At 60.6% G+C, this 26,061-nt stretch carries 22 protein-coding genes and 1 tRNA gene; 11 read left to right on the top strand and 12 right to left on the bottom strand.

What is annotated here, in order from left to right:
* Window positions 1–31 precede the first annotated feature (31 nt).
* Both apaG and OIS50_RS00660 read left to right on the top strand, forming a co-directional pair.
* A complete protein-coding gene (gene apaG, locus OIS50_RS00665; protein WP_059072616.1) occupies window positions 32–418 on the top strand; it encodes a Co2+/Mg2+ efflux protein ApaG in 387 nt (128 codons plus the stop codon).
* Between the two features lie 12 nt (window positions 419–430).
* Window positions 431–1,240, top strand: a complete 810-nt coding sequence (locus OIS50_RS00660) for an O-methyltransferase (RefSeq protein WP_264692410.1) — start codon at window positions 431–433, stop codon at window positions 1,238–1,240.
* Window positions 1,241–1,375: 135 nt separating this feature from the next.
* On the opposite strand, the gene kdsA is transcribed toward OIS50_RS00660, so the two are convergent.
* A complete protein-coding gene (gene kdsA / locus OIS50_RS00655) occupies window positions 1,376–2,203 on the bottom strand; it encodes a 3-deoxy-8-phosphooctulonate synthase (RefSeq protein ID WP_264692409.1) in 828 nt (275 codons plus the stop codon).
* A 27-nt stretch (window positions 2,204–2,230) separates the two neighbouring features.
* Window positions 2,231–2,842, bottom strand: a complete 612-nt coding sequence (locus OIS50_RS00650) for a TPMT family class I SAM-dependent methyltransferase (RefSeq protein WP_264692408.1) — start codon at window positions 2,840–2,842, stop codon at window positions 2,231–2,233.
* Between the two features lie 125 nt (window positions 2,843–2,967).
* Between OIS50_RS00650 and OIS50_RS00645 the strand changes: the two genes are divergently transcribed.
* Complete coding sequence (locus tag OIS50_RS00645) at window positions 2,968–3,915, top strand: hypothetical protein (protein WP_264692407.1); 948 nt, start codon at window positions 2,968–2,970, stop codon at window positions 3,913–3,915.
* Window positions 3,916–4,033: 118 nt separating this feature from the next.
* On the opposite strand, the gene cphA is transcribed toward OIS50_RS00645, so the two are convergent.
* The 3 genes from cphA to rpsA all read right to left on the bottom strand — a co-directional run bounded on the left by cphA (window position 4,034) and on the right by rpsA (window position 9,508).
* Window positions 4,034–6,679 (bottom strand): cyanophycin synthetase, encoded by a 2,646-nt coding sequence (cphA, locus tag OIS50_RS00640; protein ID WP_264692406.1) that lies wholly within the window; start codon window positions 6,677–6,679, stop codon window positions 4,034–4,036.
* Window positions 6,680–7,429: 750 nt separating this feature from the next.
* Window positions 7,430–7,500: transfer RNA gene (locus OIS50_RS00635), tRNA-Cys, on the bottom strand.
* A gap of 178 nt (window positions 7,501–7,678) precedes the next feature.
* Complete coding sequence (gene rpsA, locus OIS50_RS00630; protein WP_264692405.1) at window positions 7,679–9,508, bottom strand: 30S ribosomal protein S1; 1,830 nt, start codon at window positions 9,506–9,508, stop codon at window positions 7,679–7,681.
* Window positions 9,509–9,687: 179 nt separating this feature from the next.
* Here rpsA and OIS50_RS00625 point away from each other — a divergent pair, with 179 nt between their 5' ends.
* The gene (locus OIS50_RS00625; protein WP_264692404.1) at window positions 9,688–10,230 is read left to right on the top strand and encodes a hypothetical protein; all 543 of its coding nucleotides are present in this window, start codon (window positions 9,688–9,690) and stop codon (window positions 10,228–10,230) included.
* Window positions 10,231–10,267: 37 nt separating this feature from the next.
* Here the strand turns inward: OIS50_RS00625 and OIS50_RS00620 are convergent, their stop codons facing one another.
* Together OIS50_RS00620 and OIS50_RS00615 are read right to left on the bottom strand one after the other, a co-directional pair.
* On the bottom strand, window positions 10,268–11,341 hold the full coding sequence (locus tag OIS50_RS00620; RefSeq protein ID WP_264692403.1) for a fatty acid desaturase family protein: 1,074 nt from the start codon (window positions 11,339–11,341) through the stop codon (window positions 10,268–10,270).
* A gap of 256 nt (window positions 11,342–11,597) precedes the next feature.
* The gene (locus tag OIS50_RS00615; protein WP_264692402.1) at window positions 11,598–12,827 is read right to left on the bottom strand and encodes a DUF3298 and DUF4163 domain-containing protein; all 1,230 of its coding nucleotides are present in this window, start codon (window positions 12,825–12,827) and stop codon (window positions 11,598–11,600) included.
* A gap of 285 nt (window positions 12,828–13,112) precedes the next feature.
* Here OIS50_RS00615 and OIS50_RS00610 point away from each other — a divergent pair, with 285 nt between their 5' ends.
* Window positions 13,113–14,018: an alpha/beta fold hydrolase gene (locus tag OIS50_RS00610; protein ID WP_264692401.1), complete on the top strand. Its 906-nt coding sequence runs from the start codon at window positions 13,113–13,115 to the stop codon at window positions 14,016–14,018.
* Window positions 14,019–14,143: 125 nt separating this feature from the next.
* On the opposite strand, the gene OIS50_RS00605 is transcribed toward OIS50_RS00610, so the two are convergent.
* The 5 genes from OIS50_RS00605 to tsaD all read right to left on the bottom strand — a co-directional run bounded on the left by OIS50_RS00605 (window position 14,144) and on the right by tsaD (window position 17,858).
* Entirely contained in the window at window positions 14,144–14,638 is a 495-nt protein-coding gene (locus OIS50_RS00605; protein ID WP_119443264.1) for an HNH endonuclease, read from the bottom strand.
* Between the two features lie 136 nt (window positions 14,639–14,774).
* Window positions 14,775–15,578 carry a C40 family peptidase gene (locus tag OIS50_RS00600; RefSeq protein WP_264692400.1) on the bottom strand — a complete coding sequence of 268 codons (804 nt, stop codon included), beginning with the start codon at window positions 15,576–15,578 and terminating at the stop codon, window positions 14,775–14,777.
* A 73-nt stretch (window positions 15,579–15,651) separates the two neighbouring features.
* A complete protein-coding gene (gene smpB / locus OIS50_RS00595; protein ID WP_264692399.1) occupies window positions 15,652–16,122 on the bottom strand; it encodes an SsrA-binding protein SmpB in 471 nt (156 codons plus the stop codon).
* A 74-nt stretch (window positions 16,123–16,196) separates the two neighbouring features.
* The gene (locus OIS50_RS00590) at window positions 16,197–16,604 is read right to left on the bottom strand and encodes a thioesterase family protein (protein WP_264692398.1); all 408 of its coding nucleotides are present in this window, start codon (window positions 16,602–16,604) and stop codon (window positions 16,197–16,199) included.
* Window positions 16,605–16,847: 243 nt separating this feature from the next.
* Complete coding sequence (tsaD, locus tag OIS50_RS00585) at window positions 16,848–17,858, bottom strand: tRNA (adenosine(37)-N6)-threonylcarbamoyltransferase complex transferase subunit TsaD (protein WP_264692397.1); 1,011 nt, start codon at window positions 17,856–17,858, stop codon at window positions 16,848–16,850.
* Between the two features lie 153 nt (window positions 17,859–18,011).
* Between tsaD and OIS50_RS00580 the strand changes: the two genes are divergently transcribed.
* From OIS50_RS00580 to truB, 6 genes are all read left to right on the top strand, one after another.
* On the top strand, window positions 18,012–22,580 hold the full coding sequence (locus tag OIS50_RS00580) for a translocation/assembly module TamB domain-containing protein (protein WP_264692396.1): 4,569 nt from the start codon (window positions 18,012–18,014) through the stop codon (window positions 22,578–22,580).
* Between the two features lie 124 nt (window positions 22,581–22,704).
* Window positions 22,705–23,598 (top strand): cell division protein FtsX, encoded by an 894-nt coding sequence (locus OIS50_RS00575; protein WP_264692395.1) that lies wholly within the window; start codon window positions 22,705–22,707, stop codon window positions 23,596–23,598.
* Between the two features lie 29 nt (window positions 23,599–23,627).
* On the top strand, window positions 23,628–24,017 hold the full coding sequence (locus tag OIS50_RS00570; protein WP_264692394.1) for a four helix bundle protein: 390 nt from the start codon (window positions 23,628–23,630) through the stop codon (window positions 24,015–24,017).
* 53 nt (window positions 24,018–24,070) lie between these two features.
* The gene (locus OIS50_RS00565) at window positions 24,071–24,376 is read left to right on the top strand and encodes a DUF3098 domain-containing protein (RefSeq protein ID WP_264692393.1); all 306 of its coding nucleotides are present in this window, start codon (window positions 24,071–24,073) and stop codon (window positions 24,374–24,376) included.
* A gap of 9 nt (window positions 24,377–24,385) precedes the next feature.
* Window positions 24,386–25,174 (top strand): undecaprenyl-diphosphate phosphatase, encoded by a 789-nt coding sequence (locus tag OIS50_RS00560; protein ID WP_264692392.1) that lies wholly within the window; start codon window positions 24,386–24,388, stop codon window positions 25,172–25,174.
* Window positions 25,171–25,998 (top strand): tRNA pseudouridine(55) synthase TruB, encoded by an 828-nt coding sequence (truB, locus tag OIS50_RS00555; RefSeq protein WP_264692391.1) that lies wholly within the window; start codon window positions 25,171–25,173, stop codon window positions 25,996–25,998. The genes OIS50_RS00560 and truB overlap by 4 nt, the downstream gene beginning before the upstream one ends.
* Window positions 25,999–26,061 lie beyond the last annotated feature (63 nt).

The following is a 26,061-nucleotide window of genomic DNA, read 5'->3' as shown; positions in this document are numbered from 1 at the left end:
ACTCACCCATTGCCGTTTCGGCCCCGCTGCCATGAACTCTACAACCACTCAGGGCGTGACGGTTAGCGTATCGACCAGCTACCTGTCCGAGTATTCGAGCCCCAACCAGGAACATTTCGTTTTTGCCTATAGAATCGACATTCGCAACCACAGCGAATACACCGTGAAGCTGCTGCGCCGCCACTGGCACATTTACGACGCCAACGGCGTGGTGCGCGAGGTGGAGGGCGAAGGCGTGGTGGGCCAGCAACCCACCCTCGAGCCCGGCGATGCGCACCAGTACGTATCGGGCTGCAACCTGAAAACCGGCATCGGCAAGATGCGCGGCACCTACCTGATGGAGCGTGTGGCCGATGGCCGTACCTTTGAGGTCGAGATACCCGAGTTTACGCTCGTGGTGCCGTTCCGCCTCAACTAAACCCGCTCCGCTTTGTCGCTACTGCCCCAGGCACTGCGCTACATCCGCTACTGGCTTCGATCGGGGAATGCACACGGGCTGCATTCCCCGTTTGTTTTTTCGGTTTACCTCGACGTGGTTTGCCACACCGGGCAATTCGCGCCTTTTCAGGCCATTGAAGCCCGTCGCCACGCACTACGCGAGGATACCCGCCGCCTGCGCATCACCGATTTTGGTGCCGGTTCGCACACGGGCGCCGGCCACGAGCGGGCCGTGCGCAGCATAGCCCGCTCGGCGGCCAAGCCGCCCAGGTTGGCGCAGCTGCTGTTTCGGTTGGTGAACCACTTGCAGCCAACTACTATTCTCGAGTTGGGCACGTCCCTAGGTCTGACTACCGCCTATTTGGCTTCGGCCAGTTCGCGGGCCCGGGTGCTCACCTTCGAAGGCTGCCCCCAAACGGCTGCCGTTGCCCGCGAAACATTCGAGCAGCTGCACCTAGGCAACGTGGAGCTGACAGAAGGCAACTTCGACGAAACGCTGCCGCAGGTCCTGGCGCAGCTGCAGCAGCCCATCGACTTCGCCTTTTTCGACGGCAACCACCGCTACGTGCCCACGCTGCGCTACTTCGAGCAGTGCCTCCCCCACCGCACCGACAACTCCGTTTTCGTGTTCGACGACATTCATTGGTCGGGCGAGATGGACCGAGCCTGGGAGGCCATCAAAGCGCACCCCGACGTGATGCTGACCATCGATTTGTTCTTTATCGGCCTGGTGTTCTTCCGGCGCAATGCGCCCAAGCAGCACTTTACCCTGCGCATTGCGGAGCGCGGCTTGGGGGTTTAGTGTAAACGCTGTCATCCTGAGCAAAGCGAAGGACCTTCTCACACAAGAACAAGACGTTATTACGTCAGCCGTTCAGGCGTGAGAAGGTCCTTCGCTTTGCTCAGGATGACGAATGCCGGATAATAGTTCTGGCACCTAGGCGCGCACCGCCTCGCGGATGCGCGTCAGGCGCTCCAGCAATGCTTCGAGGCGGTCGAGCTGCAGCATGTTGGCGCCGTCCGATTTGGCCGTGGCGGGCGTGGGGTGCGTTTCGATGAACAAGCCATCGGCGCCCACGGCAATGGCGGCGCTGGCAATGGTTTGGATGAGTTGCGGCTTGCCGCCGGTTACGCCGCTGCTTTGGTTGGGCTCCTGCAGGGAGTGCGTTACGTCCATCACCACGGGCACGCCGAAGCTTTGCATGGCCGGAATGTTGCGGTAATCCACCACCAGATCGGAGTAGCCGAACGAGTTGCCGCGGTCGGTGAGGATTACGTGCGGGTTGCCCGACTGGCGCACCTTATCCACGGCAAAGCCCATCGATTCGCCCGACAAAAACTGGCCTTTCTTGATGTTGACCACCTTGCCCGTTTCGGCCGCAGCCACCAGCAGCTCGGTTTGGCGGCACAAAAAGGCGGGTATCTGCAGCACATCCACGTACTCGGCCGCCATGGCCGCCTCCCCCGATTCGTGAATGTCGGTAACGGTGGGCACGCCGATTTCGCGGCCCACTTTCTGCAGGATGCGCAGCGCGGTTTCGTCGCCGATGCCCGTGAAGGAGTCGAGGCGCGAACGGTTGGCCTTGCGGTACGAGCCCTTAAAGATGAACGGAATCTGCAGCCGGTCGCAAATCGTGCGCACCTGCTCGGCAATGCGCAAGGCCATGTCTTCGCCTTCGATAACGCAAGGGCCGGCCATCAGGAAGAACTGGCCCGAGTTGGTATGTGCGAAGTTGGGCAGGGCAGCGGTTAGGGTATTCAGCATGTTGGTAGAGGAATGACGCCTCGGCACCTAGGCCAGGGTGTCGGCTTTTTTCTGAAGGCAGATGAACAGCTCGCGGTCGGCCCGCGGCTTAATGGAGTTGTAGGCCGTATCGAAGTAAATGAAATCGAAGTACGGCTCGAAGTAACGGCGGTACTCTTGGCGGGTACCGCCGAAGGGCGGCTCGTTGCCCGGACCTACCTGGCCATCGAAGAGTAAACCCACCAGCTTGCCGCCCGGCCGGAGCAGGTTGGCACACTGCTGGGCGTAGCGGAGGCGCAGCGCAGGATCGAGGGCGCAGAAAAATGTTTGCTCCACGATTAGGTCGTAGGGCCCTTGCAAGGCGAAGAAATCCTGAAGCAGCAGGTGCTCGGCCGGAAAATCGGGTACGCGCTGTTGCAGCGCACCTAGGGCCTCGGGCGCAATGTCGGCCACGTACACCTGCGCAAACCCTGCACGATGCAGGTACTCAGCCTCGTAGGCGCGGCCAGCACCCGGAATCAGAATGCGGCGGGCATCGCCGGGGCCCAGCTGAGCGAAGTACGCCCGAAGCGGTTCGGTCACGGCGCCGGTATCCCACTGGTCGTGGCCGGCGGCGTAGCGGGCGCTCCAATAAGCGGCGTCGAAGGGGGTTGCTGACATGCGGCGAACAACGGGTAAGCTGGGCAATAAAGTTGCTCGGCTATAATATCCGTGTATTTTTGGCGTAAAGGTAACGCTGTGGCCGGGCTAATCCCGGTGCGGTTTCATTCACTTTCCACCCCCCTATGGAACAAGAGCAAGCCCCCGAACGCCGCAACAATAATCGCGTGCTGCTGATTGTCGCGCTGTTTCTCGTGCTGCTAGGCATCAACGGTATCCTCTTCTACATGAACCAGCAAAAGAGCAAGCAGAACGAGCAGCTCGCCGCTGATATCAAAGTGAAGGACACCAAGTTGGAGGAACAGATCAAGCAGTACGAAGCCCTGAAGGCCGATTTCGAGCGCCAAAGCCAGGAGCTGCAAGGCATGGGCCTCGCCAACGACTCGCTGGAGGCCAAAATTGCCAGCGTAAATGCCGACTTGCTGAAGCTGCGCTCCTTCCGGGCGGGCTCGTTTTCGCTCGCCGACCAGAAGCGCTACCAGCAGCGCGCCCAGAACTTTGAGCGCCAGCTGCGCCAGAAGGACGACGAAATTGCCCAGCTGAAGAAGGACAACGAAATGTTGTTTACGGAAACGCAAACCCTGAAGGAGCGCCAGAACAAGCTGACCGATACGCTCGGCACCATTGCCCGCTCCAACCAGGAGCTCAGCGAAAAGGTGGCCATTGCCTCGCGCCTGCAGGCCGAAAACATTCGGGTGGGCGTGGTAAACCGCCGCAACAAGGAGGCCCAGGACGAAGACAACGAGTTCAAGGCCAAGCGCGTCGAGAAAATCAAGGTTACCTTCAACCTGTCTCGCAACGACGTGGCCCCCAAGGAAACCAAGCAGATCATGATGCGCCTGCTCGAGCCCGATGGCTCGGCCCTGTACAACCTGAGCACCGGCGGCGGCACGTTCCTGATCGACGGCAACGAAGCCTTTTACACTGCCAAGCAGGAAATCGTGTACGACAACACGCGCCAGCCCGTGCAGTTTGTATACGCCAAAGGCAACGAGTACAAAACCGGCGCCCACACCGTGGAGCTATACGCCGACGGCTACCTGATCGGCAAAACCACCTTCACGCTGAAATAGGAATCAGGGACCTAGGGTTTAGGGCTTAGTGCCCGCGCTACTCTTTCCTCCAGACTCAACGCAAAACGCCCCGCCGGAGCATCCGGCGGGGCGTTTTGCGTTGCAGCACCTAGGGCCGTTAGGCGGGTTGCTGCTGGGGTTGGCCAATGCGGGCCTGCAGCTCCTCCACCTTACCCAGGGCGCCTTTGATGTTCTCGGTGAAGATGGTGATTACCGAGCCTTCGCGGGCCGTTTGCACGGCGTACTCAATGGCATCGAGCTCGTCCTCCACGTACGAAATGGGCAGGTCGGGCTTATCCATGGTGAGGCCGCTGCGCATCAGGCGCTCAATTTCCTCGGCGGTTTTGCCGCGCAGGTCGCGGTCCTGGCGCAGCACCACCTCATCGAAGATGCGGCCGGCTGTTCGGGCGTAGTCGATGGTGTCTTCTTCGCGCCGGTCGCCGAGGCCCGATACCACGCCCACGCGGTGCGTGGCCGGCGTGGCCGCCAGAAACTCGCCGAATTTCTCGATGCCGTGCGTGTTGTGGGCGTAGTCGACAATAACCTCGAAACCTGGGAAGCGGAACACGTTCATGCGGCCCGGCGTTTTCGTGGCCGACGGCACAAACGTGCGCAGCGCCGTCTTGATGTCGTCCTTATCGAAGCCGTAGCAATAGGCCGCCAAAGCTGCTGCCAGGGCATTCTCGATGTTGAACTTGGCCCGGCCACCTAGAGTAATCGGGAAGTTCTCGGCCTGGTCGATGCGCAGCTTGTAGGTGTTTTTGTAAATCGTGATGTAGCCTTCTTCGTACACGGCCGCCACCCCGCCGGCCTCCACGTGGCTACGGATACGCGGGCTGTTTTCATCCATGCTGAACAGGGCCACTTTGCAGTCGACCCATTGCCGCATGGCGTAGGTGTAGTCGTTATCGGCGTTGAGCACGGCCCAGCCGCTCTTGCGCACTGTGCGCGGCAGCACGCCCTTCACGGCGGCCATTTCCTCTACCGTATGAATGTCGCGCATCCCTAGGTGGTCGGCGGCCACGTTGGTTACCACGGCCACGTCGCAGTACCGGAAGCCCAGGCCCGAGCGCAGCATACCGCCGCGGGCCACCTCCAGCACCGCAAAGTTTACGGTGGGGTCTTTCAGCACAAACTCGGTGCTTTGCGAGCCGGTGCAGTCGCCGCTTTGCAGCTGGCGGCCCTGTATGTAAATGCCGCTGGTGGTGGTGTGGCCCACTTTAAAGCCTTTGGAAGCTACCAAGTGAGAAAGCAGCAAAGTGGTGGTGGTTTTGCCGTTGGTGCCCGTTACCGAGAAAATGGGAATGCGCGAGGTAGCGCCCCTCGGGAAAAGCATATCCACCACGGGCGCGGCTACGTTGCGCGGCAGGCCTTCGGCGGGCGAAATGTGCATCCGGAAGCCCGGCGCGGCGTTTACCTCAATTACCGCTCCGCGCGTTTCGTTCAGCGGAATGGCAATGTCGGTCGTCAGCACGTCGATGCCGCAGATATCGAGCCCGATGATGCCGGCCACGCGTTCGGCCAACAGCACGTTGTAGGGGTCGACAAGGTCGGTGACATCGGTAGCAGTGCCGCCCGTGCTGATGTTGGCCGTGCTCTTGAGGTACAGCACCTCCCCCGCCGGCAGCACCGATTTGGGCGTCAGCTCGCGGGCCTTCAGGATTTGGTTGGTGTGCTTATCAATTTTGATTTTAGTGAGCACCTTTTCGTGGCCAATCCCACGTCGCGGGTCTTTGTTAATCTCGTCGATCAGCTCCTGAATGGTGTGCACCCCGTCGCCGGTAACGGCAGCCGGAGTACGCTTGGCCGCGGCCACCAGTTTGCCGTTGATTACGAGCAGGCGGAAATCGAAGCCCTCGATGAACTGCTCCACAATCACCGCCTCGGAGTACTGTTGCGCGGCCTTCAGGCCGGCCAGTGCCTCCTTCCAGTTCTTGATGTTGATGGTAGCGCCCTTGCCGTGGTTGCCGTCGAGCGGCTTCGTCACGATGGGGTACCCTAGGTCCTCCACGGCCTGCTTCAGCTCTTCGGCATCGTACACGGTGGTACCGCGCGGCACCGGCACGCCTGCCTCGGCCAGCAAGGCTTTCGTGCGGTTTTTGTTGCCGGCAATTTCCACGGCCGCGTGCGAGGTGTAGCTGCTGGTAGTGGCCCAAATGCGCTTTTGATTTACGCCATAGCCCAGCTGAATGATGTTGCTCTCGCGCAGCTGGATGTACGGAATGCCCCGCGAGGCCGCCTCCGCCACAATGCTGTAGGTGCTCGGCCCAAAGTATTCCTCCTCCCGGATTTCGTGCAGCTCGTCGACGATGGCGCGCACGTCGTACTTCTCCTTCCGCACCAAGGCGTTCAGCAGGTCAACGGCGGCTTCGGCCGCTACACGGCCCGCCCGCTCCTCCTGGTACTCGAACAGTACCATCTCCATGTTCTCCTCGTGCGCCGGATGCGATTTGCCCCAGCGCATGGGCATGCCGGCCATGCGCTGCAGCTCCAGCGCCACGTGCTGCACAATGTGGCCCCATGGTTCGCCGTCGGCAATTTGCTCGCGCGAGAGCGGAGGGCGCTTGGAGGCCTCGCGGGCGTCGTTGCTGCGGGGCTCCTCGAGGTTGGGCAGCAGGCGCAGCAGGCGCGTATCGAGGCCCGGCACGGCGTTGCTCCAGGTATCGGCCAGTTCTTCCAGGTCAAGTTTCAGCACGATAATCTTGGGGTGCTTCACGGACCAGTAGCTAGGCCCACGCATGGTGCGGAGGTCGACGATTTTCATAGCAGGGGGGGGATGTTGAGAGAATACAGATCGGGCGCTTCTACGGCTGAGCTTGGCTTTGGGATGTGGCCTCAGCAGTTAGTTGCGGCCTATTTTTGAGTTTTCCGCTGTTCACTGTGGCCTTCGCTTCAGCCCGGCGGCCGTTGCTCTTGCGGGCACAGCAACACGGCCACCTTTCTCAAGCTCAGGCGTTTTGTTGTGCTGGAGCTTGCGCACCGTGCACAGCTTTATTCTACGGCTCATCCTTGCCAATTGACTATAGCACAATACGCATTTTATCGCGTACAAATACGTAGCTTCTGCTCCCATTGCGGCCTCCTGCACAAAGTCTGGCATCCGTGAGCGGCAAGCCTTCGCATCCACGCCACCCAAATTTTCCTCCTCCTTTTCAGGCACTTATCAGTCGCCTTATCGGTTTACCCTCCTGAACGCGTAAGAGCGTTTTTGTTTGGAATATGGGAAAAGCCGCGGTCCACTGGCCCGTGGCTTTTTCCGTTTCATGCCCGCCGAAAATATTTCCCCGCCTGCCAATCCAGCGGCCCTCCCAGCATCGTAGGTACCCGCAGCCGACAATTGTTGGCTGCTAGGTTAGCCCAAAAGCCCCGGTTCGTTGAGCCGGGGCTTTATGCTTTTCTGGTACCTGATACTCGTACTGCCCCTGCTCCTCGGCCCTGGCGGTACCACCTAGGCGCGGCCACAAGCACAAAAAAGCCGGCCCGAGCTGTAATAGCTCGGGCCGGCTTTTAGTTGAGGTGACGAGCGGATTCGAACCGCTGTACGAGGTTTTGCAGACCTCTACCTAGCCTCTCGGTCACGTCACCTTGGTAAGACTTGGGGCCGCAAACATACGTTATCCATTTGCTTTTGCAAAGCCCGCGCCGTTGTATTTGCTCTGCAGCAGGCTAAATCGCTGGTAGCGTGCTCAAAAAAACTTGAACAAAAAAGCCCCCGACCTTTCGGCCGGGGGCTTCTCATAGGGCTGAGGTTACCAGCGGCTAATTAGCCGTTGTTTTCACCTTGCTCGTTGCCCAGCATCCGGTCGCGCAGGGCGCTCAAAGCGTCGAGGTCGCCCAGGGTCGACTTCTCGGCTTTCTTCAGATCGGCAACTTTGCCTTCGCCGGTGTTGCCACCAGCGTTGCCGCCAGCAGCAGGCTTCTTCTTCTGGAACTTGGCAGCGCGGTTGTTTTCCTCCTCTTGGCCAGCACCGTAGGTAGCAGAGTGCGACAGCACGATGCGACGGTCGTCTTTCGAGAATTCAACTACGCGGAAGTCCAGCGCCTCGCCTACTTCAGGCTGCGAGCCATCTTCTTTGGCCAGCGACTTGGGGTAAGCAAAACCTTCGATGCCGTAGGGCAGCTCCAGAACGGCGCCGCGGTCCGACTTCTCGGTGATGGTAGCCTTGTGAACCGAGCCAGGGGTGAATACCGTCTGGAAGGTATCCCAGGGGTTTTCTTCCAGCTGCTTGTGGCCCAGGGCCAGGCGGCGGTTCTGCACGTCGAGTTCGAGAACTACTACGTCCAGACGGTCACCAACCTTCACCATTTCCGAGGGGTGCTTCACCTTCTTGGTCCACGACAGGTCCGAAACGTGTACGAGGCCGTCAACACCTTCTTCCAGTTCTACGAACAGGCCGAAGTTGGTGAGGTTACGCACCAGACCGTTGTGCTTGGTACCTACAGCGTACTTGCCACCGAAGTCGGCGCGAGTCCACGGGTCTTCGGTCAGTTGCTTGATGCCCAGGCTCATCTTGCGCTCGTCGCGGTCGAGGGTCAGGATCTGAGCCTCCACTACGTCGCCCTGCTTGATGAAGTCCTGCGGGTTGCGCAGGTGCTGGCTCCACGACATTTCCGAAACGTGGATCAGGCCTTCAACGCCAGGCACAATCTCCATGAACGCACCGTAGTCGGCCACGTTCACGATGCGGCCTTGTACGCGCGAGCCGGGCTGCAGGTCTTGCGGCAACGAATCCCACGGGTGCGGGGTCAGCTGCTTCAGACCGAGCGAAATACGCTTCTTGGCTTCGTCGAAGTCCAGAACTACTACGTTCAGTTTCTGGTCGAGCTGCAGTACTTCCGACGGGTGAGCGATACGGCCCCACGAGATGTCGGTAATGTGCAGCAGGCCGTCTACGCCGCCGAGGTCGATGAACACACCGAAGTTGGTCATGTTCTTGATAACGCCCTCGAGGATCTGGCCTTTCTCCAGGTTGTTGAGGATGGCTTCGCGCTGCTTCTCCAGGTCCTTCTCGATGAGGACTTTGTGCGAAACAACCACGTTGTCGAAAGCGGCGTTGATTTTCACCACTTTCACCTCCATGCGACGACCAACATAGATGTCGAAGTCGCGGATGGGCTTCACGTCGATCTGCGAGCCGGGCAAGAAGGCTTCTACGCCGTCCAGCTCCATGATCAGACCGCCCTTGGTGCGACGCTTCACCACACCTTCCAGGATGGTGTCGTTTTCCAGTGCGTCGTAGATGGCCTTCCAAGCCTGCTTGATCTTCGCCTTCTTGCGCGACAGGATCAGCTGACCGTTGGCATCTTCCTGGTCTTCGATGAATACTTCAACTTCGTCGCCGGGCTTCAGCTCAGCCAGGTCGCGGAATTCCGAACGCGGAACCAGACCATCCGACTTAAAGCCGATGTTCACGATTACGTCGCGGTCGTTAACCGAAACTACCGTGCCTTTTACTACTTGCTCCTCCTCAACGGTGGTGAGCGTACCGGCGTACATTTCTTCGAGACGGGCGCGCTCCTCTTGCGAGTAGTTGCCACCGAAGCTGTTGGCTCCGACGTTGTCCCAGTCGAAGTTGTCTACCATTTCTGCCATGATATTGCAGTGGCCCTGGTGTACACGTCCGGCGCAGGGCCAAGCCTCCGGAACGCGTTTGTATTGATTTCCAGGGCCAAAGCCCCGTCCTGCCACCCTGGCAGGGCCGCAAAGATACGGGTTTGGGTGAGGTTTAGAAAGCTTTAGTTTTGGCAATCAACAAACTAGTATGTGCTCATATGCGCTTCTACGCAACCCGGGAGCATCTACTTTCAGTCATCGCAGCCATTGAGTCCAGATATAGTCTGAAGTATTGCGAAACCGGGCTATTCGATTCACCCGAAGCAACCAGCTATCCTTCACTTGGATTAATTCCTAAGCTTGGAATAGCTCTGAGGGACTCAGCTCATTCGCCTAATTACCTTGTCTTATCCACATCCTGCGAAGTTCAAGTACGTGCCATACCACAACGGAGCGGCGGAATCAAATATGCCGTCGACCAATTATCTAATCCCGATACCATTTCTTTCCGTCCAGGCGGCATCCATAAAGAAGGAGTGCTGATTGAAGGAACTATAAGCACAGCATACAAGGCCGAATTTTCTCAGCCAATTATCAAGTTGTTCCGAAGAGCTATAGCGCAATACTTTCAGAAGTTCGATTATGGTTGCTACATAGGAGTTCAAGCCAAATTACTAGCAGAACAAGGTTGGCGCTTAGTGCAGAGTGAAAGCCAGCCGCAAGAGTATGACCAGAAAATAAATAAGCCTCAAACGCTTTAACGTTTGAGGCTTATCAGGATTTATCAACAGTCTAATACTACGCCCGCCCCAGCTGCCGCAGGAACAGCACGTGCGACAGCACCGCCGAGCGCATGCGCGGGAATTCGTTGTAGGTCACGTTGAACTCCTCGCAGGCCTGCTTGATGATCTTGCTGATGGCCGGGTAGTGCACGTGCGAAATTTTCGGGAACAGGTGATGCTCCACCTGGAAGTTCAGGCCACCTAGGAGCCAGGTAACTACTTTGTTGTTGGTGGCGAAGTTGGCGGTGGTTTTCAGCTGGTGCACGGCCCACTCATCTTCCATTTTGTAGGTCTGGGCGTCGGGCACCGGGAAGGTGGCGGGCTCCACGGTGTGGGCCAGCTGGAACACCAGGCTGAGCGAGAAACCGGCCACGGCGGCGAAGATCAGGAAGCCGATAACCCAGGGCAGAAAGCCCACGATGTAGATGGGAATGCCCACGAAAAGCACGAGGTACAGCGCCTTAAACCCCCAGAACACTAGCTGATCCTTGGTTTCCATCTTCTTCAGCGGCACCGAGCCGATGGAGCCTTTGAAGTATTTCTGGTAGTCCATCATCACAACCCAAGCCAGGTAGAAGAGGGCGTACAGAAACCAGAAGTAGTAGTGCTGGTAGCGGTGCAGGGCGCGGCGCGGCTGGGTTTCGCTCAGGCGCAGCCAGGGCTGGGCATCGATGTCGTCATCCACGCCGTCGATGTTGGTGTACATGTGGTGGATGAGGTTGTGCTTCATGTTCCACATGAACGAGTTGCCGCCGAACACGTTCAGGGTGAAAGCGGCGGCCTGGTTGAGCCAGCCGTGCTTCGAGAACGAACCGTGGGCACCGTCGTGCATGATGTTGAAGCCGATAGCGGCCCCTACCCCACCCATCAGGATGCACTCCAGAATGGCCCAGCCCGTAGGCGGCGTGAAGAACACGAGGTGGATGTAGAGAAACAGCAGCGCGCCCGTGAGCAGGGCCGCTTTGGTGAACAGCGTGGCGTTGCCGGTAGTGGCTTTGCCCGATTCTTCGAAATAGGCGTTGACGCGGCGCTTCAGCTCATTGTGAAACGACTCTTTTTGCCGAACGGCGGCAAACTTGGGTACTGACATGCAAACGGGGAAACGGAATGGGCCGCGAAGGTACGCGCTAAAGGCCGCTGTAAACGCCAACCACCCAAAGCAGACGAATGACATTTATCATCCTGTTGCTTACAACGGCTGGGGCTTGAAGCGGACCTCTCATACGTAGATTACCGCCGCCTCGTTCCCCGATTGTGCTAAAGGTCAGGCAACTCGGCAATAGCCCAGCCAGGGCTCCGGGCTGAGAACCACCGCTCAGCAGCGGCAGGCTCCGGAGGCCAAAAACCTAAAGGACGGCTACGTCGGCGTGGGTACCTAGGGGCAGGCCCGGCTGCAAGTAGGGCCGCAGCTCGGCAAAGGGCACAAACACCCGGATTTCGCCCTGGGCGTACGAGGCTATTTCGTAGGGCACGTACACAAACACTACGCCCCCGCCGGTCAGGTAAACGTTGCGCGTAACGGGCATCTGCTCTACCATCAGCACCTCATCGAGGCGGGCGGCGGCCCCGATACCTAGGGTGCGGCGCACGGCGCGGCTGAGCACCGGCGTAAGCTGCGCCTCTGTGCCGGGCCGAAAGATGTCGGCGTAGCGCAGGGCCCGCCCGGTGCGCACATCAAAGCTGGCCACGGTGGTGCCGTAGTTGCCGTGGGCGCCGCCGGTGTAGCTGTAGTTCAGAAAGCCCAGACTAAGCACCGGCGCCTGGTTCCAGAGCACGCGCACGAGCTGCTGCTCGTCGTAGCGGAGGGCGTAGGCCGGCAGGGCGGTGGTATCGTCGGGGGCGGTGGCGCTGCGGGCTTCGGCGGCGTTGGCGCGGTAATCGGCAGCGTAATTCCGCCATTGCGCCTGCCAGTACCCGGCGAGCGTGGGCGCTGGCCGGTTGCTGAGCGTATCGCCGCGCAGCGTGCGCAGGATGTTGGCCCGAAGCTCGGCGGGGGCTTCAACCGGAAGCAAGGCCAACAGGCTGAGGTGCGCATACGGGGTTTGCGCCTGGCCGGGGTAAGCCGCTACCGAATCGGCGAAATAGCGCGCCACCATTGCTACGCTGCCCGCCGGCCGGGCCAGGCGTAAACGCACGGCCTGGCCCTTGTACGTGCCTACCAACGCGGTGCCTTGCCGGCGCAGGCGCCACACGGGGCCGTTGTTATCCGAAGCAGCTACTTCGGGGCTGATGTCTTGCAGCACCACGCTATCGGGGCTGATGGCGGCCAAGCCCACCAGCTCAAAAGGCTGCCCGTCGGGGCGGCTGTAAGAACCGTAGTAGCTGGCTATTTCGGCTTCGGTTGGGTTGGCAGGCGCGGCCGTTAGGTGCAGGGTAATGCTATCGGGGCTGCCGGGCAGCAGGCCGCGGTACTGCCGGTACCACGCGCCCGGCGAGTTGCTAAGCGCTGCCGCGGCGGGCGCTGTGGTGGGCTGTTCGGCCGAAGTGCGGGCTTCGGTTTTCTGACGCTCCTGGCAGGCTGCAAGGGTCAGTAACAGGGCATGGGCACCTAGGAAAATGGTCTGATGGCGGCTCATTGGGCCAAAGGTGGCTATTTGTTCCGAAGCTGCCGCAGCCGCAGCACTGCCCGGCACCTAGGGCCGCTGCTGCGGTTGGTGGCGGGGCTGCGGGTGTGTGCTGAAAAAAGGCGGAATAATTTTCGTCGGGAGGATCGGGCAATTTGCCGAGCGCCTCCTGAGTTTCGCCGCCAAATACCTAATGCTGCAATACTTGCGGACAGGCAGCCCCGCTAACCCTGGTATGCTTGCGGCAGTACGCAGGCAGATACCGCATAGCAACCCAATTACACAACCACACCGCATATGAGCTACCTCAAAGTAGGGCAAGATGCCCAAGGCAACCCCGTTAATATCTTCTACCAGGATTGGGGCCAGGGCGACCCCGTGGTGCTGATTCATGGCTGGCCTGCCGACCACCAAATGTGGGAGCACCAGGCCCACGCGTTGCCGCACTACGGCAAGCGGGTAATTGCCTACGACCGCCGCGGCTTCGGCAAATCGGACAAGCCCTGGGACGGCTACGATTACGACACGCTGGCCAGCGACCTTAACGCGCTGCTGGAGGGCCTGAACCTGCAGAACGTAACGCTGGTAGGCTTTTCGATGGGCGGTGGCGAAGTGGCCCGCTACATGAGCCGCTACGGCGGGGCCCGCGTAAGCAAAGTGGTGCTGGTGGCCAGCGTGTTGCCTTACCTGCTGAAAACCGACGACAACCCCGATGGCGTCGACAAAGCGACGTTCGACGACATCGTGGATAACCTGCGCAAAGACCGCCCCGCGTTTCTGCAAACCTTCGGCAAGCAGTTTTACGGCGTGGGCGTGGTAAGCCACCCCGTAAGCCAGGCCACCCTCGATTGGATGCAGATGATTTGCCTGCAGGCTACGCCGCACGCCACCGAAGCCTGCGCCCACGCCTGGGCCGAAACCGACTTCCGCCAGGATGTGCTGGCCATTCGGGTGCCCACGCTGATCATCCACGGCACCAGCGACAAAACCGTGCCCATCAAGTCCAGCTCCGATCAGCTGGCCAAGCTGCTGCCCAGCGCCACCTACATCCGCTACGATGGCGAGCCGCACGGCCTGTTTGCCACCGCCGATGGCAAAGACCGCCTTACCAAAGACCTGCTCGAATTCACGGGCGCCTCCGGCTCGCCCGTAAGCGACGACAGCCGCTACACCACGGCGCACCAGCCACTCGGCAGCCGTTAAGCCTCGGCCCCTTACTTGCCCAAAAGGCCCCGCAGCACGTAGCCGCGGGGCCTTTTTTCTGACGCCAACGCCGAGGCACCTAGGGTTTCGGCACAAAAAAACCGGGCAGCTACTGCTGCGCCGGTTCAGTTGAGGTAGGCGTGCCAGGTATGGTCGATGGTGCCGGCACTTAGCTTAAGGAAACCGGCAAGGGTTGGCTTCTTGGGTTTTTGCCGGACGGTAAGTCCAGCTTCTTCGGGGGTGCGGTGGCCTTTGGCGTGGTTGCAGCGGGCACAGGCAGTCAGCAGGTTGCCCCAACTCGAGTCGCCGCCGCGCGAACGGGGCAGCACGTGGTCGAGGGTGAGGTTTTTGGTGGAGCCGCAGTACTGGCACTCAAAGTTGTCGCGCTTCATTACGTTGTGGCGGCTCAGGGCAATGCCTTTGTAGGGCACGCGCACGTAGCGCTGCAACCGGATAATGCTTGGCTTGGGGTAGGCCATGCTGACGGTGCGCAAAAACGCCCCCTCTTTGTTGGCAATGAGTTCGGCTTTTTCGAGATACAGCAACACAAATGCCTTCTGCACGCTGCAGAGGGTAATGGCGGAGTAGTCGCCATTCAACACGAGCACTTTTTGGTCCATACACCGGGGGTCGTAAGCGTTCGGAACTAGCGGTAAGCTAGGGCTTTCCAGCCGTTTACGCAACCACCGCAGGTGCGGGTTGGTTCAAGTTGAGCTTGCCTATTATGCTTGCATTTTGCAGGGCCCGGGGCGGCACCTAGGCAGGCAGCACGCGCTTAATGAGGCGCAGCTTGTGGGTGTACTTCTGGCGTTGCTGGTTGAAGATGCCGTTGTGGTCGAGCACATCCACGCGCACCTCGCCGCTGGCGTGCAAAATCTGCTGGTCGTCGAGCAGCATGCCCACGTGAATGATGCGGCCGTCGGCGTTGTCGAAAAAGGCCAGGTCGCCGGGGCGGGTTTGGGTTACAAAGTGCACCACCTCGCCTAGATCGATTTGCTGGCGGGCATCGCGGGGGAGCTGCACGCCAATCAGCCCGAACAGCTGCTGCATCAGGCCCGAGCAATCGACGCCGAACAGCGTGCGGCCGCCCCACAGGTACGGTGCTTTCAGGAACAGTTGGCCGGCTTTCAGCAACAAGGCCGTGCGCTTGTCGGCGGGGCCCAGCGGGCCGTGGCCGTTGAGCGGGTTGGTGGCCGCGCCGTTGTAGAAATACGTTTCGGAGCCGAGGCGCAGGGTCATGCCATCAAAAAACGGCAGGCGGGCACCTAGGGTAATGGGAATACGGGTGGTGGCGTTGCTCACCATTTGCACCACATCGAGGCTGCGGGGGTGGTCTTGCGCGCTCCAGGCCGCCAGGTACTCCGCCGACACGCGCGTGTGCTGCTTCACGTCCATCCAGCCGAGGTAGTCGTCGGCGGTGGTGCGCACCTGCACCCAGTTGCCCTGCGCCTGCACAATGCTGTAGCAGTCGCCGAAAATCAGCTGCGTTACGATTTCGGCTTTGTCAGCCGGCTCGGCCCGCACCGGCACCACGCTCAGGGCGCAAATTCCGTGTTCCAAGGTGGTAATTAGAGGTAAATCAGGCCGCAAGGTACGCAAGGAAAGGCTCGGCTTGGCAGATCAATGCAGCCGATTAGTAGCGGGCGCGGTCCATTTCGCGCTTCACGTCGCGGGCTTTTATGTCCTCGCGCTTGTCGAACAGCTTTTTGCCCTTGGCCAGCGCGATTTCAACCTTAGCAAAGCCCCGCTCGCCGATAAACATACGCAGCGGAATAATGGTGAGGCCCTGCTCCTGGCTTTTGGCTTCGAGCTGGCGCATTTCCTTTTTGGTAAGCAGCAACTGCCGCGGGCGGGTGGGCTCGTGGTTGTTGTAGGTGCCTTGGGTGTACTGCGCAATGGTTACGCCGTGCAGCCACAGTGTGCCGTTGCTACCGAAGGTGCAATAGCCGTCGGTGATGTTGGCGTTGCCGTCGCGCAGGCTTTTGATTTCGGTACCGAGCAACACCATGCCGGCGGTGTACTTAACCAGAAACGAGTACTCGTACCCGGCCCGGCGGTTCTGGATGTTGATGGAGCGTGGTTTGGTGTCGTTGGCTTTTGCCATGGATGGATGTCGCGGGGGAATAGCGCAGCGGTTGCGGTGGCCGTTGCTTTACGAAAATAGAGCGGGCGCGGCGGTCATTTGGCCTCGCGCAAGGCCGAAAACCGGGCTTCGAGCTTGGCTTTGTCAACGATGCGCTGGCCGGTGCGGCCCGTGGCTACCAGCCGCTCGCCCACCCGCGCTTCTACGGTGCAGGTAAGCTCGCGGCCAACAAGGGCGGCAAAGGTAGCAGTAACCTGTACGGCTTCGCCCTCAAAGGCGGGCGCGTGGTGCTGCACCTCCAGCATGGTGCCAATGCCCTCCTCCCCTGCTTCGCGCATCTCGAGCACGAACAAGCGGCCCGCCCACTCCATTTCGCGCCCTAGGGCAAAGGTGCTCAGCACGGGGTGCACCAGCCCATTGCCAGCTTCAAAGCTGGCAAAGTCGGCAGGTACGACGGTGTAGTGATGGGTTTTCTGGGCGCCTGGGTGGAAGGGGTTGTGCATTGCCGATATTCTAGAACGTCATGCTGAGCTTGTCGAAGCACCTCTACCGCTTCGTTGTCCGGCTGTAGTGTACCAATGCTATTAACGAGTTAGCAGCTAGTTCCCCTCCTCATCTGAGGAGGGGCTAGGGGTGGTTGACTTGGCGTTTGCACGGCATCTAGAACTAGCTGCTAATCCTCGCTTTTCAACCACCCCTAGCCCCTCCTCATCTGAGGAGGGGAACTAACTGCTAACTTTAGCTTACTACGCCAGCTTCAACCTAGGGTCGGGGCTGGCAAGTTGGGAGGCAAAGTCGCCGGCCAGGTACTGGAAGTGCGCGGCCATGGCAATCATGCCGGCGTTATCGGTGCAGTACTGAAAAGCCGGGATGAACACGCGCCAGTCGTGGTTTTCGGCCAAGCGCTGCAGTTCGGCCCGCAGGCCCGAGTTGGCCGCTACGCCTCCGGCAATGGCAATGTTGGTGAGGTTGAAATCGGCGGCGGCGCGGCGCAGCTGGCGCATCAGCGTTTGCAGAATGGTGTGCTGAATGCTGGCGCAGAGGTCGGGCAGGTTTTCTTCGATGAATTTGGGGTTCTGCTGCGTTTGCTGGCGCAGGAAGTACATCACGGCCGTTTTCACGCCCGAAAACGAGAAGTCGTAGCCTGGCATTTGGTTGACCGGGAACGGGAAGCGCAACGGGTTGCCTTGCTGGGCCAATTTGTCGAGCCTAGGTCCGCCGGGGTACGGCAGGCCCAGCAGCTTGGCCGTTTTGTCGAAAGCTTCGCCGGCGGCGTCGTCCTGGGTTTGGCCAACAATTTCCATGTGCAGGGCGCTGCGCACCACCACCAATTGGGTGTGGCCGCCGCTTACGGTAAGGCACAGAAACGGAAACTCGGGCCGGGGCTCCTCGATGAAATGCGCCAGAATGTGAGCACGCATATGGTTTACGGCCAGCAGCGGCTTGCCCAGGGCCAGCGCAAAGCTTTTGGCAAACATGCCGCCCACCAGCAACGAGCCCAGCAAGCCGGGCCCTTGGGTAAACGCAACGGCATCGAGCTGTTCTTTATCCACACCGGCTTTTTGCAGCGCGGCCTGCACCACCGGCAAAATATGCTGCTGGTGGGCGCGCGAGGCCAGTTCGGGCACCACGCCGCCGTACAATTCGTGCACTTGCTGCGAGGCCACCACGTTGGCCAGAATTTTGCCCCCGGCCATTACTGCCGCGCCCGTATCGTCGCACGACGATTCAATGGCCAGAATAATTGGGTGTTCCATAGGATGATCCGCGGCTTATGTGCGGGCAGTTAGCTTTTTTTGCAGATTATCTGCCCTATCGGAGCACACAAGCATCCGTTGGGGCAGCGTTTACGTCTTGCTGCTGGGCAGTCGCGCAGCGGCTCCGCTTTCTACCACACCGCCAACAACCGCGTGCAAGTTATAAAGGCCATCCTGAAGGTGCTGCTCGGGCTCGTGCTCGTGCTTGGCCTGTTGCTGGGCGCGGCGGTGCTGGCCTTGCGGGTGCCTGCGGTGCAAACCCGGGTGGCGCAGCGGGCGGCCGAAATCCTGTCGGACAAGCTGGATCAGCCGGTTAGCATCGGGCGCGTCGACATCCGGCCCTTTACCAAAGTGGTGCTGGAGCGCGTGCAGGTGCTCGATCGGCGTGGCGGGCCGTTGTTTTACATCGGCGAGTTGGAGGCCGATGTCAGCACGTTCTCTGTTTTCTCGCCCAACAAGCTTTACCTCAGCAAAGTTACGCTTACCGAGGCCCGTTTTGCGCTGGTAACCTACCCCAACGCACCCAACGCCAAAACCAACCTCGATGAGTTCTTGGCCGCGTTCAAGCGGCTCCTGGGTGCGCCCGACACCACCAAAAAAACCAAGCCCTTCGACTTTAAGGTGGAGCGGGTGGCGCTGCGCAATGCCCGCTTTGTGCTCGACCGCCAGGACCGACCTAGGGCCTCTGAATACGGCCGCTCCATGGACTACGCGCACATGTTCGTCGACAGCATTTACGCCGACGTGTCGCAGATCTGGTTTCGGGGCGATACGCTGCACACCCGGATCGACGGGCTGCGGGCCGTCGATATTCCGTCGAAAACCCGGCTGCGCGAGCTTACGGCCGACATGACGTATGCCTCGCGGTTTTGGGAGTTTGATAAGCTGACGCTGCGCGTAGGCCGGAGCCGCCTCAGCAACTACGTGAAGTTTGAGTACAAGCACTTTCTCACTTTCACCGATTTCAACGACTCGGTGAAAGTGACGGCGCGCCTGCAGCCCAGCAGCGTGTACTCCGACGACATTGCCCAGTTTGCGCCCCAGCTCGAAAACTGGAACGAGCACGTGCTGGTATCGGGCGAGGCCAAGGGCTACGTGCGCAACTTCTCGGCCAAGAACCTGGACGTGAAGTACAGCAACGGCGGCACCCACATCATCGGCAACGTATCGGCCGAGGGCCTGCCCGAGTGGAAGGAAACCTTTGCCGAGCTGCGCCTGCGCCCCGGCACCGTGCTCAACCCGCGCGACCTGCGGCCGGTGCTGCCCGCCTCGGTGTACCCCTACTTCCAGCGCCTGGGCACGGTTAAGCTGAACGGGCATTTCCTGGGTTTCTACAACGACTTTGTAGCCAACGGCGACTTCAAGACCAACCTGGGCAACCTCACGGCCGACGTCAACCTGAAGTTCAAGACCGACCCGCGCAACTCCAGCTACGAGGGCACCGTGCGCACCGCCGGCTTTCAGCTGGGCAAGCTGCTCGGCGATGAGTCGCTGATTCGGGACCTGGCCGTGAACGGCCGCGTGGAGGGCGTAGGCTTCGACCCCGACGCGGCCCGCCTGCAGGCCAATGCCACCATTCCGCACATCTGGGTGAAGGGGTACCGCTACCAGAACATTGTGGTAACCAATGGCCGCCTTACCCGCCAGGAGTTTGAAGGCAAGGTAAACATCAACGACCCCAACCTGCAGCTGATTGGCGAAGGCAACGTGAACTGGGGCCGCGGCCGCCAGGCCTTCGACCTGGTGTCGGATGTGCGCCGTGCCAACCTGCAGGCCCTGGGTATTACCAGCGAGCCGCTGGTGGTGAGCACTCAGGCCGACGTGCGCTTCCAGGGCCTCACGCTCGATGAGCTGCTGGGCCGCATTCACCTGCGCGATACCCGCCTGAGCCTGCGCGGCCGCACCGTTTTCCTTGATACGCTGGATGTGCTGGCTACCCGCCGCGACGGCCAGCGGCTGCTGGCTATGCGCTCCGATGCCTTCCGGCTGCGGGCCCGCGGCAACTACCAGTTTTCGCAGGCCATGCGCGATGTGCAGCAGTTGGTGCAGGAATACCGCCTCAATTTCGAGGGCGACGCGGCGGCCACCGCGGCCTATTACCGCCGCAAGCGCCGCCAGGTAACGCCCGACTACGCCATCGACCTGAACCTGCAGCTCAAGCAAGCCAACCCGCTGATTCACGTGTTTCTGCCGCAGCTCACGGTCAGCGATTCGGCGCGCATCGAGGGCTCGTTCCGCAACGGCGCCACCTCCATCCTAACCCTAGGTGGCAAAGCCGGCTTTGTGCAGTACGACAGCATCCGGGCGCACAACGTGGAGTTCGACCTGCTGACCTCGAAAGCGCCCAATGCCCCCGATGTGCTGGCCCAGGCCAGCGTAACCAGCACGCGGCAAGAGCTGCCCGTCCTAGGTCGCACCGAGCAGTTTTACGCCGAAGGCGTGTGGGACCAGGACAAGATCAACTTCTCGTCGTCGGTGGCGCAAACGGGCACCACCAACCGCGCCACCATCAACGGCGCCCTCGATTTTCTGCCGAACGCCGTGCAGATCGTGTTCCGCAAATCGGGCCTGAACCTGCTGGGCCGCGAATGGACGATTGCGCAGGACGACGCCATTTTGATTGCCGGCGCCGGCCACGAAATCACCGTGCCGAACTTTTCGCTCTCCAACGGGCCGCAGCGCATCCTGGCCACCGGGCAAGTATCCGACGACCCGGCCCAAACCCTGCACCTAGAGGTAAAAGACCTGGAGCTGGCCACCCTTTCGCCGCTAACGCGCCAGAACATGCGCGGCCGCGTAAACGCCACCGGCGACGTGCGCGGCGTGTTCGGGCAGCTGGTAGCCGCCTCGCGCCTCACCGTCGACTCGCTGTATTTTGATAACGTGCTGATTGGCAACGTGTCGGGCATGTCGAACTGGGATAACCCGAGCAAGCGCCTAGGTGTCAACCTCTCGGTGGGGCGCGACCAGCTGAACGTGCTCAGCGTGGCGGGCACCATTGCCCCCGGCGCGGCGCAAGAGCAGCTCAACCTCACCGGCGCCCTCAACGATGCGCCGCTGAAGCTGGCCGAGCCCTTTTTGGCCGGCGTGCTCACCAACCTAGGGGGCACGGGCCGGGGTACCCTGCGGCTTACCGGGCCCTTCTCGGCCCCTACCCTGCGCGGCGACGTGGCTGTGCGCCAGGGCGTGTTCACGTTTCCGTACCTGAACACCACCTACACCTTCGAAGACAACATCCGCTTTTTCGAAGACCGCATGGTGTTCCGCAGCATTCGCCTGCGCGACGTGCTGGGCAACACCGGCACGCTCGACGGCACCATTTACCACCAGGGCTTCGAGAACATGCGCCTGGCTTTGCGGGCCAATTTCCGGCGCATGCAAGTGCTGAATACCACGCGCCGGCAAAACGAGTTGTACTTCGGCACGGCCTTCGCCACGGGCGAGGCCAGCGTAACGGGCCCCACCAACAACCTGGTTATCAACGTACGGGCCCGCAGCGAAGCCGGCACCCGCCTCTCGTTGCCCCTCGACAACGCCGCCACCGCCACGCAAGCCAACTACATTCAGTTCGTAAACCGCAACGTGCCGGCCGACACCACCAAGGCGACGCCCGCCCCCAAAAGCGCTGCCGTCGATTTATCGGGCATTTTGCTGAATTGCGTGTTCGACGTGACGCCCGACGCCTACATGGAGGTGATTCTGGACGAAACCACCGGCGACGTAATTCGGGGTACGGCCAGCGGGCAGCTGCGCCTGAACATCGATACGCGCGGCGACTTTAATATGTACGGCCAGCTGGAGGTGGTGCGCGGGGCTTACAACTTCACGCTGCAGGGCCTCGTGAACAAAGAATTCCAGGTGCGCCCGGGCGGCACGCTCACCTGGAACGGCAGCCCCCTCGAAGGCCAGATGGACGTAACGGCGGCCTACACCCAGCGCACTTCGCTGGCGCCCATTTTGAACGCAACCGAAGGCTCGGCCACTTTTGCCAGCGTAACGGCCATCATGCACCTCACCGGCGACATGCTGCTGCCGCGCATTCAGCTGGGTCTCGAGTTCAACGACGCGCCTACCACGCTCGAAGGGCAGCTCACCTCTTTCCTCTCCAACATCCGCAACGACGAGCAGGAGCTCAACCGGCAGGTGTTTTCGCTGCTGCTGTTCCGCCAGCTCTCGGCGCCGGGCCAGTTTGGCACCCCCGATTTGTTTGCCGGCAACAACGCCGTGCAAAATAGCCTAGGGCAAATTCTGTCGACGCAGCTGGGGCTGCTCACCTCGCAAATCGACCAGAACCTCGAAATCGACTTCAACCTCGACGGCGTAACGGCCGAAGAGCTCCGCGACCTGCAGGTGCGCCTGAGCTACAGCCTGTTGCAGGGCCGCTTGCGCGTTACGCGCTCGGGCGGCATTACCAACAACACCAACGGCACCTCCGTGAACCCGGCCCAAAACTCGCTCATCGGCGACATCGGGCTGGAGTATTTTCTGCGCGCCGATGGCAAGTTTAGGGTGCGCCTGCGCTACGAAACCACCCCGCGCGACATCGGCGACCAGGCCCAGTTTGCCAACCAGCAACGGGCGGGCCTTTCGGTGGTGCACACCGAGCAGTTCGACAACTTAACTGAGCTCTTTGCCCGCAAGCGCCTGCGCCGCCGCGAGGAGGCCCGCCGCAAAGCCCGCGAGCAGCTTATCATCGACGACGACCCGCGCACGGCCCTGTGATGCAATGAGCAGTTATCAATGCTCAGTTGGCCGCTGAACTTCGCCTACTGCCTTCGGGCGGTTAACCCGGGTGGCTTGCTGCTCATTGCTCATTGTTCACTGATCATTGTACTTTTGCCCACCGATGCCGCAGTTCCGCCCCGCCCGTAAGAAAAAACTAGGGTCTTACCCGCACACCATGGTGGTGTTCAGCATCACGTTGGCGTTGCTGGTAATCGGGTTGTTTGGGCTGCTGCTGGTGCACGCGCACAAGCTTTCGGAAGCCGTGAAGGAAAACCTGGAGGTGCAGGTGTACCTCGAGCGCAACCTGCCCGAAACCCAGCTGCTGCGCCTGCAGCGCACGTTTGCGCAAAAGCCCTACATCGCCTACCGCAACGAGCAGGCGCAGGTGCGTTTCTTGTCGAAGGAAGAAGGCGCGCGGCAGTTTGTGGAGCTGACCGGCGAGGAGTTTCAGCAGTTTCTGGGCGACAATCCCCTGCGCGACGCCTACATTCTCAAGATCAACCCGCAGTTTGCCGATTCGGTACAGCTGCGCCGCATCAGCCAGGATTTGCGCCAGCAGCAAGGCGTGTACGAGGTTACCTACGTGCAGGGCCTCATCAGCTCCATCAACCAGAACGTGCGCAAAGTGAGCCTGCTACTGTTGGGCTTTGCGCTGCTGCTCACGTTTGTGGTGGTGGTGCTCATCAACAATACCATCAAGCTGGCCTTGTTCTCGCAGCGTTTTCTAATCCGCTCCATGCAGCTGGTGGGCGCCACGCCCTGGTTTATCCAAGGGCCGTTTTTGCGCCGCGCCACCTGGCAGGGCTTTGTAAGCGGCACCATTGCTGCCTTGCTGCTGCTGGCCTTGCTGCAATCGGCGTACCTGCAGCTGGATGAGCTGCGCCTGCTGCGCGATGAGCGCTTGATTGCCGCCGTGCTGGTGGCGCTGGTGCTGCTGGGCTGCGTAATTGGTTTTTTCAGTTCGTACCGGGCCGTGCGCAAATACCTGCGCATGTCGCTCGATGATTTGTACTGATTCGGATGAGCAGATGAGTGGCTGAGCAGATGGACAGATTTGCCTCGTTGGACAAGGCCGGCACCAAAGCCGAATTTACCGCAGCGTTGCGTCAGCTAACTAAAGACCTGGCTTTGCGCGTAATTCGCTTGCACCGCCAACTGCCAGCCACCGAAGAATCACGCGTTATTGGCCGCCAACTGCTGCGCTCGGCTACTTCGGTTGGAGCCAATTACCGAGCTTTGTGCCGGGCCCGTTCCGAGAAAGAGCACTTCGCCAAACTCAGCATTTGCATTGAAGAAGCCGACGAAACCCTTTTTTGGCTCGAATTGCTCGGCGAAGCCGAGATTGTGCCGGCCAGCCGCTTGCACGAATTGCATCACGATTACAGCCGGGTTGTGGCCATTTTAACCACCGCCCGCAAAACCGCTTCTCGTTGAGCCAGCTATTCTTCGGCTCATTTACTCATCCACTCAACTACTCATCCGCTCATATGTCCTCCCGCTTCGCCTTTGGGCCCCGCAACTACCGCCTGATGTTTATCGGGCTGGCATTGCTGGCCGCTGGTTTTATCACGATGAGCCTCGACACGGCCGATTACGGCGAGGGCTTCCTGGGCCTTACCCTAGGTCCGCTGTTGCTGGCAGCTGGCTTCACGGTCGAGTTTTTTGCCATCATGGCAAAATCGTCGTCGGGTGCGGCTACCCCCACGCAGCCTGCCAACACCAGTGCCACCACGCCGAACGCCGCTCCGGCTGCCCCGGCCGAACCGGCACGGCCTACGTTTCAGCGCCGCTAGTTTCTACGGATGAGTTATTGGCACGCCCTCCTGCTGGCTATCGTGGAGGGTCTTACGGAGTTTTTGCCTGTTTCCAGCACCGGGCACATGGTTATCGTGGCCAATTTGCTCGGCATCGGGCAGTTGCCCTTCACCGAAACCTTTATTACCAGCATTCAGCTCGGGGCAATTCTGTCGGTGGTGGTGCTGTACTGGCGCCGCTTTCTGCAGAGCTTCGATTTTTACCTGAAACTCGCCGTGGCGTTTCTGCCCTTCGGCATTTTGGGCTTTTTGCTGAAGGATGTTATTGCCGACCTGCTGAAAAGCGTAACGGTGGTAGCTACCTCGCTGGTGGTAGGCGGCCTCGTGCTGCTGTTCATCGACCGTATTTTTAAAGACCCCGGCAAGCAGATTACCACGCCCAGCTACGCCAAAGCCCTGAAGGTGGGCCTGTTTCAGTGCCTGGCGTTGGTGCCGGGCGTGTCGCGTTCGGCGGCTACCATCGTGGGCGGCCTGGCGCAAGGCTTCGACCGCCGCTCGGCGGCCGACTTCTCGTTTCTGCTGGCCGTGCCTACCATGACGGTAATTACCGCCTACGAGCTGTACAAAACCTACAAGCTGAACCCGTTGCAGGCCGCCGACATTAAGGTGCTGCTGTTCGGCAACGCGGTGGCGTTTGTGGTGGCGCTGCTGGCCGTAAAGTCGTTTGTGGCATTTGTGAGCCGCTACGGCTTCCGGGCGTTTGGCATTTACCGCATCATCGTCGGGGGCATTATTCTGACGATGATCGGATTGGGCATCAACCTGCAACTGCTATGAACCAGCACAAGCCCCAGCGCCGCTCCCAGGCCCCGCAGCCCGAAATGGACCCCGGCGAAGTTTTGCTCGTCGATAAACCCCTGCGCTGGACGTCCTTCGATGTGGTGAAGAAGGTGAAGTACGCCCTCAAGCCCCGCAAAATCGGGCACGCCGGCACGCTCGACCCCTTGGCCACGGGCCTGCTGATTTTGTGCACCGGCAAGAAAACCAAGAGCATCGACCAGATTCAGGCCCAGGAAAAGGAGTACACCGGCATTTTCCGCCTGGGTCAGACCACGCCTTCGTTTGACCTGGAAACGCCCGTGGATGCTGAAAAGCCTTGGGAGCACATCACGCAGGACAACCTGCTGGCAGCCGCAGCTAAGCTTACCGGCTCAATCGAGCAGACGCCCCCGCTGTTTTCGGCCGTGAAGATCAACGGCGAGCGGGCCTACGAGGTAGCCCGCCGCGGCGACACCGCCGAGATTAAGAGCAAGGTGGTTGAGATTAAGGCCTTTGAGCTAACCAAAACCGACGGGCCCAACGTGCATTTCCGCATTGTGTGCTCCAAGGGCACCTACGTGCGCAGCTTGGCCCGCGACTTTGGCGAGCTGCTGGGCTGCGGCGCGCACCTGACCCAGCTGGTGCGCACACGCATCGGCGAGTACCGCCTCGAAAACGCCCTGAGCATGGCTACCATTGAGGCCATGCGCCCGCCCCGCCCCGCGGGCGAGGCCGAGCGCCCGCGCCGCCAGCGCGAGCCGCGCCCCGAGCGCCGGGCCGGGCTGGAGCACTACGACGCCACCCACGGCCCGGCGCCCGAGCAACCCGAGCCGCAAGCCTAAGCGCCATTTGCGCCCTGCCGCCGTACAAAGGGCTGCATCTTCTATTACTGATTGATTGCGGAT

Source organism: Hymenobacter sp. YIM 151858-1, assembly GCF_025979705.1.
Classification (GTDB): Bacteria; Bacteroidota; Bacteroidia; order Cytophagales; family Hymenobacteraceae; genus Solirubrum.
The sequence above is the reverse complement of the archived record's forward strand: the minus strand, read 5'-3'. Positions and strand labels throughout refer to the sequence as shown.